At 61.5% G+C, this 12,194-nt stretch carries 11 protein-coding genes, 4 tRNA genes and 1 rRNA gene; all 16 read left to right on the top strand.

The features are described 5' to 3' along the window. The first annotated feature begins 123 nt into the window (after positions 1-123). The 16 genes from rrf to rpoB all read left to right on the top strand — a co-directional run bounded on the left by rrf (position 124) and on the right by rpoB (position 12,184). A 5S ribosomal RNA gene (gene rrf / locus BLT78_RS15930) occupies positions 124-239 on the top strand. 113 nt (positions 240-352) lie between these two features. Then, positions 353-1,303: a bifunctional biotin--[acetyl-CoA-carboxylase] ligase/biotin operon repressor BirA gene (birA, locus tag BLT78_RS15925; protein WP_090352357.1), complete on the top strand. Its 951-nt coding sequence runs from the start codon at positions 353-355 to the stop codon at positions 1,301-1,303. Then, entirely contained in the window at positions 1,293-2,042 is a 750-nt protein-coding gene (locus tag BLT78_RS15920) for a type III pantothenate kinase (RefSeq protein ID WP_090350253.1), read from the top strand. Before birA ends, BLT78_RS15920 begins: the two co-directional genes overlap by 11 nt. A 9-nt stretch (positions 2,043-2,051) precedes the next feature. Further along, a complete protein-coding gene (locus BLT78_RS15915) occupies positions 2,052-2,744 on the top strand; it encodes an SPOR domain-containing protein (protein WP_090350250.1) in 693 nt (230 codons plus the stop codon). Positions 2,745-2,861: 117 nt separating this feature from the next. Then, positions 2,862-2,946: transfer RNA gene (locus BLT78_RS15910), tRNA-Tyr, on the top strand. 25 nt (positions 2,947-2,971) lie between these two features. Next, positions 2,972-3,045, top strand: a tRNA-Gly gene (locus tag BLT78_RS15905). Positions 3,046-3,070: 25 nt separating this feature from the next. Beyond that, a tRNA-Thr gene (locus BLT78_RS15900) sits at positions 3,071-3,146 on the top strand. 83 nt (positions 3,147-3,229) lie between these two features. Then, entirely contained in the window at positions 3,230-4,423 is a 1,194-nt protein-coding gene (tuf, locus tag BLT78_RS15895) for an elongation factor Tu (protein ID WP_090350222.1), read from the top strand. Between the two features lie 53 nt (positions 4,424-4,476). Then, positions 4,477-4,552 (top strand) — tRNA-Trp (locus tag BLT78_RS15890). 39 nt (positions 4,553-4,591) lie between these two features. Continuing rightward, positions 4,592-4,960: a preprotein translocase subunit SecE gene (gene secE, locus BLT78_RS15885; RefSeq protein ID WP_090350248.1), complete on the top strand. Its 369-nt coding sequence runs from the start codon at positions 4,592-4,594 to the stop codon at positions 4,958-4,960. A gap of 9 nt (positions 4,961-4,969) precedes the next feature. Continuing rightward, positions 4,970-5,503 (top strand): transcription termination/antitermination protein NusG, encoded by a 534-nt coding sequence (gene nusG, locus BLT78_RS15880; protein WP_090350245.1) that lies wholly within the window; start codon positions 4,970-4,972, stop codon positions 5,501-5,503. A 114-nt stretch (positions 5,504-5,617) separates the two neighbouring features. After that, complete coding sequence (gene rplK / locus BLT78_RS15875; RefSeq protein ID WP_090350243.1) at positions 5,618-6,049, top strand: 50S ribosomal protein L11; 432 nt, start codon at positions 5,618-5,620, stop codon at positions 6,047-6,049. Beyond that, positions 6,049-6,744 carry a 50S ribosomal protein L1 gene (gene rplA, locus BLT78_RS15870; protein WP_090350240.1) on the top strand — a complete coding sequence of 232 codons (696 nt, stop codon included), beginning with the start codon at positions 6,049-6,051 and terminating at the stop codon, positions 6,742-6,744. Before rplK ends, rplA begins: the two co-directional genes overlap by 1 nt. A gap of 195 nt (positions 6,745-6,939) precedes the next feature. Beyond that, a complete protein-coding gene (gene rplJ, locus BLT78_RS15865; protein ID WP_090350237.1) occupies positions 6,940-7,440 on the top strand; it encodes a 50S ribosomal protein L10 in 501 nt (166 codons plus the stop codon). Positions 7,441-7,513: 73 nt separating this feature from the next. Beyond that, positions 7,514-7,882: a 50S ribosomal protein L7/L12 gene (gene rplL, locus BLT78_RS15860; RefSeq protein ID WP_090350234.1), complete on the top strand. Its 369-nt coding sequence runs from the start codon at positions 7,514-7,516 to the stop codon at positions 7,880-7,882. 222 nt (positions 7,883-8,104) lie between these two features. After that, positions 8,105-12,184 carry a DNA-directed RNA polymerase subunit beta gene (gene rpoB, locus BLT78_RS15855; RefSeq protein WP_090350233.1) on the top strand — a complete coding sequence of 1,360 codons (4,080 nt, stop codon included), beginning with the start codon at positions 8,105-8,107 and terminating at the stop codon, positions 12,182-12,184. Positions 12,185-12,194: the final 10 nt, after the last annotated feature.

Genomic DNA, 12,194 nt, shown 5'->3' with positions numbered 1-12,194 from the left:
ACACCCAAACAATCTGATTGTTTGCGTGAGACAGGCCGAAAGCTTGCAGAACCGCAAATTACCGAATACGACTATCACGTACCCGATTCGGGGTAGCGCCACGGCGATGCCCCAACCGAATTGCTTGACGACCATAGAGCGTTGGAACCACCTGATCCCATCCCGAACTCAGCAGTGAAACGACGCATCGCCGATGGTAGTGTGGGGCTTCCCCATGTGAGAGTAGGTCATCGTCAAGCACCTATACAGAAACCCCGATCAGCTCATGCTGGTCGGGGTTTCGCATTTTGGCGGAATTTTGCGCGTGACTACTCCGGCCGCTATGATGCGCCTTGGCTGATTGGGGGTGCCTATCTTGCAATTATTGCGTCTGCTGGCAGATGGACATTTCCATTCCGGCGAAGAGCTTGGCGCAGCACTGGGAATCAGTCGAAGCGCGGTATGGAAGCAGCTGCAGCTCCTCGAAAGACTGACCGGGTTGTCCCTGTTCAAGGTTCGCGGCAAGGGCTATCGACTCGAGCGCCCCATAAGCCTGCTGGCCAACGACATCCTGCAGGCGCGGTTAGCGCCAATGTCGGTGTGCGTGGAGGAGCAGGTAGATTCGACCAATGCCTTGGCAATCCGGCTGCTCGCAGGTCAGGAGCCGCCGTTCCTGGTGCTGGCTGAAGCGCAAACCGCCGGACGCGGGCGCCGGGGGCGGCAGTGGGCTAGTCCTTACGGAGCCAACCTGTACTTCTCCCTGGTGATTCGGGTTGATCGCTCGTCCACGCAGTTGCAGGCGCTGAGCCTAGTCGTCGGTTTGGCTGTCCTGCGCGTCCTGCGCCAGGCAGGGGTTGTCGACCTCGGCCTCAAGTGGCCGAATGACCTGCTGGCGGCAGGAAAGAAGATTGCCGGCATCCTGCTGGAGCTTAATGGCGATCCAGCGGATGCATGCAATGTAATCATTGGTATTGGCATCAATGCCAATATGCTCACAGGTAGCGAGATCGACCAGCCATGGACGTCCATACAGCTGGAGACAGGTAGTCTGATAGACCGGTGCGAGTTGGTGGCGGCCTTGGCCGAGGAGCTTGGCCGAATGCTGGCAGTACACCGCGAGCACGGTTTCGCGGCGTTCCATCATGACTGGGAGGCTCAGCATCTCTGGCAGGGGCGCGAGGTGCGACTGATCAGTGGCGTACATGAGGTCAAGGGGACGGTGCTTGGGGTTACCGGAGACGGTGCGCTGCGCCTGATGGTCGGTGGTGCCGAACAGGTATTCAGTGGTGGCGAGCTGAGCTTGAGGCTGCAGGATGATTCTTGAGTTGGATTGCGGTAACAGCCTGATCAAGTGGCGAATCCTGCAGAGCGACGGTCTGCCACCCGTGCATGCCGGGAGTGTAGCCTCGGACCGCGAGCTGCTCGATGCGCTGCAGTGCGTGGATCCCGCAGCCTTGCGCTGGTGCCGCATAGTCAGTGTTCGGAGCGAGGGAGAAACCCGCCAACTGCTTGATCTGCTGGCCACGCGTTATCTCCTCAGTGTCAGGCAGGCAGTGCCTGCTCGCTCGTGCATGGGGGTCAGCAATGGCTATGACGATTATCAGCGCCTGGGACTGGACCGCTGGCTGGCTGTAGTGGCTGGCTATCATCTGGCAGGCAAGGCCTGTCTGGTCATTGATCTCGGTACGGCCGTCACTGCCGATCTGGTCGATGCCAGGGGGCAGCATCTGGGGGGCTATATTTGCCCTGGACTTCCTCTGATGCGCGCGCAGCTGCGTACGCATACGCGGCGTATCCGCTATGAGGATGGCGAGGTGGTGCAGGTGATAGAGGATCTGGCGCCCGGACACAACACGGCGCAAGCGGTGGAGCGCGGCTGTCTCCATATGCTCAGGGGCTTTGTCGAGGAGCAATGTCGACTGGCCCGTGACTGGCTGGGAGCGGACTTCGAAGTGCTGCTCACCGGCGGAGATGCAGGGCTGGTGGCTGACCTATGCCCGGCAGCAGATGTCGTGCCCGACTTGGTGTTTCGTGGCCTGGCACTAGCCTGTCCGTTGGAGTGAGGGTGAGGAATGCGTTGGTTTTTCTTTCTGCTGATCCTGCTGAATATCGGCCTGTTCGCCTGGCAGCAGCGTATGGCACCCGAGGTGACCAGTGAGCTGTCGCTGACGCCAAGGTCCGAGTATGCGGGCCCTGTGGCGACCCTGCAGTTGCTGGCAGAGGCAGGGCCCAGGGCGGCGCAGCCGGTGGCGCAGGTCGCCGTCCAGCTTCAGGCCATACCTGCCAATGAGTGCCTGGTGCTCGGGGGATTTGATGCCGCGGAAAGAGCTGGCCAACTTGAGCAGCGCCTTTTGAGCCTGGATATAGGTGCCCGGGTCATCACCAGGGACGCAACATTCGGCTCGGATCACTGGGTGTACATTCCTCCGCTCGCCTCAAGTCAGGCCTCGTTGCGCCAGCTGCGCGAATTGCAGGCGCGCGGCATCGACAGCTACCTGATCACCGAGGGGGAGCTGGCCAACGGTATTCTTCTTGGCGTTTATCCTCGCCTGGAGGCGGCGGTAGGGGTGGCGGACAAGCTGCGTGCTGCTGGCTACGAGCCACAGGTGCGGGAATTGCCCAGGGTCTACCAGCAATACTGGGTGCGAGTGGCCAGCAAAAGTCGCAGGCTGGTGGACGATCAGCTGCTCGCCCGACTCGCAGGAGACTTTCCTGATCTAAAACATGAACTTATCTCGTGCGCGGGGCTTGCGCAGACCGAATAATCGGTCTATCATGCGCACCACTTGAGACGCACTGCTAGGCAGGTATCGAGAGGGTCAGGCAAGTTAATAAAATGCTTGACATTGGTGTGGTGGCCATAGAGAATGCCGCACCGCTCAGGAGGGGTTCCCGAGTGGCCAAAGGGATCAGACTGTAAATCTGACGTCATCGACTTCGAAGGTTCGAATCCTTCCCCCTCCACCAGATTCAGCGTGAGCCGCAACGCTCCGCGGGTATAGTTCAGTGGTAGAACCTCAGCCTTCCAAGCTGATGATGCGGGTTCGATTCCCGCTACCCGCTCCAGTTTGCTGTTCGTGCAATGGGTTTGGCTCATGTAGCTCAGCTGGTAGAGCACACCCTTGGTAAGGGTGAGGTCAGCGGTTCAAATCCGCTCATGAGCTCCAAATAAACAAAGGCAGATATGTGAATATCTGCCTTTGTTTTATGCGCGCTGTTTTTTCCGGATATTCGACGGGAGAGTGACTCGATGGCTAAAGAGAAATTTGAACGTAACAAACCGCACGTCAACGTCGGCACCATCGGTCACGTTGACCATGGCAAGACCACTCTGACCGCTGCTCTGACCAAGGTCTGCGCCGAGACCTGGGGTGGCGCCGCTCGTGCCTTCGACCAGATCGACAACGCTCCGGAAGAAAAGGCTCGTGGCATCACCATCAACACCTCGCACGTCGAGTACGACTCCCCGAGCCGTCACTACGCTCACGTTGACTGCCCCGGTCACGCTGACTACGTGAAGAACATGATCACCGGTGCTGCCCAGATGGACGGCGCTATCCTGGTCTGCTCCGCTGCCGACGGCCCCATGCCGCAGACCCGCGAGCACATCCTGCTGTCCCGTCAGGTAGGCGTTCCCTACATTGTCGTGTTCCTGAACAAGGCCGACATGGTTGACGACGCCGAGCTGCTGGAACTGGTCGAGATGGAAGTTCGCGACCTGCTGAGCACCTACGACTTCCCGGGTGACGACACCCCGATCGTCATCGGTTCCGCTCTGATGGCCCTGAACGGCCAGGACGACAACGAGATGGGCGTCTCCGCCGTGCGCAAGCTGGTGGAAACCCTGGACTCCTACATTCCGGAGCCGGTGCGTGCCATCGACCAGCCGTTCCTGATGCCGATCGAAGACGTGTTCTCGATCTCCGGCCGTGGCACCGTGGTGACCGGTCGCGTCGAGCGCGGCATCGTCAAGGTGGGCGAGGAAGTGGAAATCGTCGGTATCCGTCCGACCACCAAGACCACCTGCACCGGCGTGGAAATGTTCCGCAAGCTGCTCGACGAAGGTCGTGCCGGCGAGAACATCGGCGCCCTGCTGCGCGGTACCAAGCGTGAGGACGTCGAGCGTGGCCAGGTTCTGGCCAAGCCGGGCACCATCAAGCCGCACACCAAGTTCGAGGCCGAAGTGTACGTGCTGTCCAAGGAAGAAGGCGGTCGTCACACCCCGTTCTTCAAGGGCTACCGTCCGCAGTTCTACTTCCGTACCACCGACGTGACCGGCAACTGCGAACTGCCGGAAGGCGTTGAGATGGTGATGCCGGGCGACAACGTCAAGATGGTTGTCACCCTGATTGCTCCGATCGCCATGGAAGACGGCCTGCGCTTCGCCATCCGCGAAGGCGGTCGTACCGTCGGCGCCGGCGTGGTTGCCAAGATCATCGAATAAACTGTTGATCTTTCTCGGTCAGGTCGGCATAATAGTCGGCCTGACTAAGTCACAGGCCAGTAGCTCAATTGGCAGAGCGGCGGTCTCCAAAACCGCAGGTTGGGGGTTCGATTCCCTCCTGGCCTGCCAGATTTCTCCAATCTGGCATCCTTCACAAGGTCCTTGCAGATGAACGCCAAGGCTGAAAGCAAAGATTCCCGCCTCGATATCGTCAAGTGGTCTGCAGTAGCCGTCCTGGTTGCTGTTGCCGTGGTGGGCAATCAGTATTTCGCTGCCGAGCCGATCCTGTATCGCGTGCTTGGCATTGTTGTGCTGGCGGTCGCCGCAGGCTTCATCGCTCTGCAAACCGTCAAGGGTGGCGCCTTCTTTGCGCTGGTGAAGGATGCTCGCGCCGAGATGCGCAAGGTGGTATGGCCCACCCGCCAGGAGACCACCCAGACCACGCTGATCGTGGTGGCTGTGGTGCTGGTCATGGCGCTGCTGCTCTGGGGGCTGGACTCCCTGCTCGGCTGGCTGGTTTCTCTCATCGTCGGTTAAGGGTGTTCTGTGGCTAAGCGTTGGTATGTTGTGCATGCCTATTCGGGATACGAAAAGCATGTGATGCGCTCGCTGATCGAGCGCGTCAAGCTTGCCGGGATGGAAGACCAGTTCGGCGAGATTCTGGTTCCCACCGAAGAAGTGGTGGAGATGCGCAACGGCCAGAAGCGCAAGAGCGAGCGCAAGTTCTTTCCCGGCTATGTGCTGGTGCAGATGGAAATGAACGAGGCGACCTGGCACCTGATCAAGGATACGCCGCGCGTCATGGGCTTCATCGGCGGTACGGCTGACAAGCCTGCGCCGATCACTGAGCGCGAAGCCGAGGCCATCCTGCGTCGTGTTGCTGATGGTAGCCACAAGCCGCGGCCGAAGACCCTGTTCGAGCCGGGTGAGGTCGTGCGTGTCGTTGATGGTCCGTTTGCGGACTTCAATGGCGTGGTGGAAGAGGTCAATTACGAGAAGAGCCGTATTCAGGTTGCCGTGCTCATTTTCGGTCGCTCCACGCCGGTGGAGCTGGAATTCGGTCAGGTCGAGAAGGTCTGATCGGCAGGAATCCCAACCCCGCAGTCGTGGACTGCGGGGTTTTGTTGTCCCCGGGGTAAACGCGTAAGCAATCGGGGAGCCGCAAGGCGCATGTACCCGCAACTGGAGTAGCAAATGGCTAAGAAGATTACGGCTTACATCAAGCTGCAAGTTAAGGCCGCTCAGGCCAACCCGTCCCCGCCGGTCGGTCCGGCTCTGGGTCAGCACGGCGTCAATATCATGGAGTTCTGCAAGGCGTTCAACGCGCGGACCCAGGGTATGGAGCCGGGTCTGCCGACCCCGGTGATCATCACCGTCTACAGCGATCGCAGCTTCACCTTTGAAATCAAGAGCACCCCGGCTTCGGTTCTGCTGAAGAAGGCTGCTGGCATCACCAGCGGTTCCGCTCGTCCGAACACCCAGAAAGTCGGCACCGTTACCCGTGCTCAGCTGGAAGAGATCGCCAAGGCCAAGACCGCCGATCTGACTGCAGCTGACCTGGATGCGGCCGTGCGTACCATCGCCGGCTCCGCGCGTAGCATGGGCCTCAACGTGGAGGGTGTGTAATGGCTAAGCTGACCAAGCGCCAAAAGGCTATTGCCGAGAAAGTTGAAGCTGGCAAGCAGTACAGCTTTGAAGACGCCGCCAAGCTGCTGGCCGAGCTGTCGACCATCAAGTTCAAGGAGTCCGTGGACGTCGCCATCAACCTGGGCGTCGATCCGCGTAAATCCGACCAGGTCGTGCGCGGCGCTACCGTGCTGCCGAACGGCACTGGCAAGAGCGTGCGCGTTGCCGTGTTCACCCAGGGTCCGGCTGCCGAAGCTGCTCTGGCTGCCGGCGCTGACCGCGTGGGCATGGACGATCTGGCTGCTGAAATGAAGGGCGGCGACCTGAGCTATGATGTCGTGATCGCCTCTCCGGATGCGATGCGCGTCGTTGGCCAGCTGGGCCAGGTGCTCGGCCCGCGCGGTCTGATGCCGAACCCGAAGGTCGGCACCGTGACCCCGGACGTCGCCACCGCCGTGAAGAACGCCAAGGCTGGTCAGGTGCGCTTCCGTACCGACAAGAACGGCATCATCCATGCTTCCGTCGGCAAGGTCGACTTCGAAGCTGGCAAGCTGAAGCAGAACGTCGAAGCCCTGCTGTCCGACCTCAAGCGCCTGAAGCCGGCTGCGGCCAAGGGTGTCTACGTCAAGCGCGTGACCCTGAGCACCACCATGGGGCCGGGCCTGCAGATCGACCAGGCTTCCCTGGAAGCTTAAGTATCCCGCGCGCCGGTGTGCCGGCGCGCCACCTATTGGGGTCCCTGCCTGGCGGGGGCTGTCCAAGACCGTAGGCGGCGCAAGCCTTAAATCTCCAGCCTACGCAGATGGTGCTCCCGATTCGGTTACCGAATCAGACACCAAAACGCCGTCCGGCTCCGGCCGGATGAAACGGTAACATCCAGGAGTAAACCCGTGGCAATTAAACTCGAAGACAAGAAGGCCATTGTCGCTGAAGTCAACGAGGCTGCCAAAGCTGCCCTGTCCGCTGTCGTGGCCGATGCCCGTGGCGTGACTGTAGGCGCCATGACCGGACTCCGTAAAGAGGCCCGCGAAGCCGGTGTGTACGTGAAAGTCGTGCGTAACACCCTGGCTCGTCGCGCCGTCCAAGGCACCGAATTCGAGGTGCTGGGCGACGTGTTCAAGGGCCCGACCCTGATCGCATTCTCCAACGAGCATCCGGGCGCTGCCGCCCGTATCTTCAAGGAGTTCGCCAAGGGTCAGGACAAGTTCGAGATCAAGGCGGCTGCCTTCGAAGGCAAGTTCATCGCAGCCAACCAGATCGACGTGCTGGCAACCCTGCCGACCTACAACGAAGCTGTTGCCCAGCTGATGAGCGTCATTCAGGGCGCCACCAGCAAGCTGGCTCGTACTCTGGCGGCGATTCGCGACAAGAAGGAAGCCGAGGCTGCCTGAGGCACCCGGAACCTTTAACCTTTTTTGTTAATCGGACGACCCTGAGGTCGTCACCCAATACAGGAATAGAGTCATGGCTCTGACCAACGAAGACATCATCAACGCCGTATCCGAAATGTCCGTGATGCAGGTTGTCGAACTGATCAAGGCAATGGAAGAGAAGTTCGGCGTGACCGCCGCTGCCGCTGTGGCCGCCGGCCCGGCTGCTGCTGCTCCGGTTGCTGAAGAGCAGACCGAGTTCACCATCGTTCTGGCCGACGCCGGCGAGAAGAAAGTGAACGTCATCAAGGTCGTGCGCGAGCTGACCGGCCTGGGCCTGAAAGAAGCCAAGGCTGTCGTTGACGGCGCCCCGGGCGTGGTCAAGGAAGGCGTTTCCAAGGAAGAGGCCGAGGCCGCCAAGAAGTCCCTGGAAGAAGCAGGCGCCAAGGTCGAGCTCAAGTAAGCTGAGCCGACATTGCGTCGACAGTCCGCGAGTCGATTTCGGACTGATGGCTGGTGGCAGATGCCACCGGCCTTTTTCCGTTATGGGCGGTCAGGCTCGGCCCGCCGCCCATGACGCGAATCGCCACCCTGTGCGGTGGACGCAAACCGTGGGTTTGCACGATTTTCCGGCTACTCCCGTCGGAGAGGCCAAACAAGCAGGTGACCAAGCTGGGGAACGCTGATGGCTTACTCATACACTGAGAAAAAACGTATCCGCAAGGACTTTAGCAAGTTGCCGGACGTCATGGATGTGCCGTATCTGTTGGCCATCCAGCTGGATTCGTATCGCGAATTCCTGCAGGCGGGCGCCAGCAAGGAGTCGCTTCGCGACGTCGGCCTGCACGCGGCCTTCAAGTCCGTTTTCCCGATTATCAGCTATTCCGGCAACGCTGCCCTGGAATACGTCGGCTATCGCCTGGGCGAGCCGGCATTCGACGTCAAGGAGTGCGTGCTGCGTGGCGTGACCTTCGCCGTGCCGCTGCGCGTGAAAGTGCGTCTGATGATCTTCGACAAGGAGTCGTCGAGCAAGGCGATCAAGGACATCAAGGAGCAGGAAGTCTACATGGGGGAAATCCCCCTGATGACCGAGAACGGTACCTTCATCATCAACGGTACCGAGCGTGTCATCGTCTCCCAGCTGCACCGCTCGCCGGGCGTGTTCTTCGATCACGACAAGGGCAAGACCCACAGCTCGGGCAAGCTGCTGTACTCCGCACGCATCATTCCCTACCGCGGCTCCTGGCTGGACTTCGAGTTCGATCCGAAGGACGCCGTGTTCGTGCGTATCGACCGTCGCCGCAAGCTGCCGGCTTCGGTGCTGCTGCGCGCGCTGAATTACGGTACCGAGGAAATCCTCGATATCTTCTATGACACCAACGTCTTCCACCTGAAGGATCAGTCGCTCAGCCTCGAGCTGGTGCCGCAGCGTCTGCGCGGCGAGATCGCCGGCTTCGACATCAAGGACGAGAACGGCAAGGTCATCGTCGAGCAGGGCCGGCGCATCACCGCGCGCCACATCAACCAGCTGGAGAAGGCAGGCATCAAGCTGCTCGAGGTTCCGCTGGACTACGTGCTGGGCCGCACCCTGGCCAAGGCCATCGTGCATCCGGCCACCGGCGAGATCATCGCCGAGTGCAACACCGAGCTGACCGTCGACCTGCTGGCCAAGATTGCCAAGGCCCAGGTGGTCCGTCTCGAGACCCTGTACACCAACGACATCGATTGCGGCCCGTTCATCTCCGACACCCTGAAGATCGACGGCACCAGCAACCAGTTGGAAGCGCTGGTCGAGATCTATCGCATGATGCGCCCGGGCGAGCCGCCGACCAAGGATGCCGCCGAGACCCTGTTCAACAACCTGTTCTTCAGCGCCGAGCGTTACGACCTGTCCGCGGTCGGTCGCATGAAGTTCAACCGTCGCATCGGTCGCGAAGAGATCGAAGGCCCGGGCGTGCTCAGCCGCGAAGACATCGTCGACGTGCTGAAGACCCTGGTCGATATCCGTAACGGCAAGGGCATCGTCGACGACATCGACCACCTCGGCAACCGCCGCGTGCGTTGCGTCGGCGAGATGGCCGAGAACCAGTTCCGCGTTGGCCTGGTGCGCGTCGAGCGCGCGGTCAAGGAACGCCTGTCCATGGCCGAGAGCGAAGGCCTGATGCCGCAGGATCTGATCAATGCCAAGCCGGTGGCTGCTGCGATCAAGGAGTTCTTCGGTTCCAGCCAGCTGTCGCAGTTCATGGACCAGAACAACCCGCTGTCCGAGATCACCCACAAGCGTCGCGTCTCGGCGCTCGGCCCGGGCGGTCTGACCCGCGAGCGTGCCGGCTTCGAAGTCCGCGACGTGCATCCGACCCACTACGGTCGTGTGTGCCCGATCGAAACCCCGGAAGGTCCGAACATCGGCCTGATAAACTCGTTGGCCACCTACGCCCGCACCAACCAGTACGGCTTCCTGGAAAGCCCGTACCGCGTGGTCAAGGCTGGTCTGGTCACCGACGAGATCGTCTACCTGTCGGCCATCGAGGAAGCCAACCACGTCATCGCGCAGGCTTCGGCTACCGTGGACGAGAACGGCCATCTGGTCGACGAGCTGGTGGCCGTGCGCCACCTCAACGAATTCACCGTTAAGGCGCCGGAAGACGTCACCCTGATGGACGTTTCGCCCAAGCAGGTGGTTTCCGTCGCGGCCTCGCTGATCCCGTTCCTCGAGCACGACGACGCCAACCGCGCACTCATGGGTTCGAACATGCAGCGTCAGGCCGTGCCGACCCTGCGTGCCGACAAGCCGCTGGTGGGTACCGGCATCGAGCGCAACGTGGCGCGCGATTCCGGCGTCTGCGTGGTCGCCCGGCGTGGCGGTGTGATCGACTCGGTCGACGCCAGCCGCATCGTGGTGCGCGTCAACGACGCCGAGGTCGAGACCGGCGAGGCGGGTGTCGACATCTACAACCTGACCAAGTACACCCGTTCCAACCAGAACACCTGCATCAACCAGCGTCCGCTGGTGCAGAAGGGTGACCTGGTCGCGCGCGGCGACATCATGGCCGATGGTCCGTCCACCGACATGGGCGAGCTGGCTCTCGGTCAGAACATGCGCGTGGCGTTCATGCCGTGGAACGGCTTCAACTTCGAAGACTCCATCTGCCTGTCCGAGCGCGTGGTCCAGGAAGACCGCTTCACCACCATCCATATCCAGGAACTGACCTGCGTGTCGCGCGATACCAAGCTCGGCCCGGAGGAGATCACCGCAGATATCCCGAACGTCGGTGAGGCTGCGCTGAACAAGCTGGATGAGGCCGGCATCGTCTACGTCGGCGCCGAAGTGCAGGCAGGCGACATCCTGGTCGGCAAGGTCACCCCGAAGGGCGAGACCCAGCTGACTCCGGAAGAGAAGCTGCTGCGCGCGATCTTCGGCGAGAAGGCGTCCGACGTGAAGGACACCTCCCTGCGCGTGCCGACCGGTACCAAGGGCACCGTCATCGACGTGCAGGTGTTCACCCGTGACGGCGTGGAGCGCGACTCGCGCGCCCTGGCGATCGAGAAGCAGCAGCTCGACGAGATCCGCAAGGACCTCAACGAGGAGTTCCGTATCGTCGAGGGTGCGACCTTCGAGCGTCTGCGCGCAGCCCTGGTCGGCCACAAGGCCGACGGCGGCCCGGCGGGCCTGAAGAAGGGCGCCGAGATCAGCCACGAGTACCTCGACGGTCTCGAGCGTGGTCAGTGGTTCAAGCTGCGCATGGCCGAAGAGGCGCTGAACGAGCAGCTGGAGAAGGCCCAGGCCTACCTCTCCGACCGCCGCCAGCTGCTCGACGACAAGTTCGAGGACAAGAAGCGCAAGCTGCAGCAGGGCGACGACCTGGCTCCGGGCGTGCTGAAGATCGTCAAGGTCTACCTGGCGATCAAGCGCCGCATCCAGCCGGGCGACAAGATGGCCGGTCGTCACGGTAACAAGGGTGTGGTGTCGGTGATCATGCCGGTCGAGGACATGCCGTACGACGAGCATGGCACTCCGGTGGACATCGTCCTCAACCCGCTGGGCGTACCGTCGCGGATGAACGTCGGCCAGATCCTCGAAACCCACCTGGGCCTCGCGGCCAAGGGCCTGGGCGAGAAGATCAACCGCATGCTCGAAGAGCAGCGCAAGGTCGCCGAGCTGCGCGCGTTCCTGCACGAGATCTACAACGAGATCGGCGGGCACCGCAAGGAAGACCTCGACGGCTTCAGCGATGCCGAGATCCTCGAGCTGGCCGGCAACCTGCGCAAGGGCGTGCCGATGGCCACCCCGGTGTTCGACGGTGCCGAGGAGACCGAGATCAAGGCCATGCTCAAGCTGGCCGACCTGCCGGAAAGTGGCCAGATGCAGCTGTACGACGGCCGTACCGGCAACGCCTTCGAGCGTCAGACCACCGTCGGCTACATGTACATGCTCAAGCTGAACCACCTGGTCGACGACAAGATGCACGCGCGTTCCACCGGCTCTTACAGCCTGGTCACCCAGCAGCCGCTGGGTGGTAAGGCGCAGTTCGGTGGCCAGCGTTTCGGGGAGATGGAGGTCTGGGCGCTGGAAGCCTACGGCGCCGCCTACACCCTGCAGGAAATGCTGACCGTGAAGTCGGACGACGTGAACGGCCGGACCAAGATGTACAAGAACATCGTGGATGGCGATCACCGCATGGAGGCCGGCATGCCGGAGTCCTTCAACGTGCTGATCAAGGAAATCCGTTCGCTCGGCATCGACATCGAGCTGGAAACCGAATAACCCGCGACGC

The sequence above is a fragment of the Pseudomonas oryzae genome (assembly GCF_900104805.1).
Classification (GTDB): domain Bacteria; phylum Pseudomonadota; class Gammaproteobacteria; order Pseudomonadales; family Pseudomonadaceae; genus Geopseudomonas; species Geopseudomonas oryzae.
This window is presented reverse-complemented; position numbering and strand designations above follow the sequence as displayed.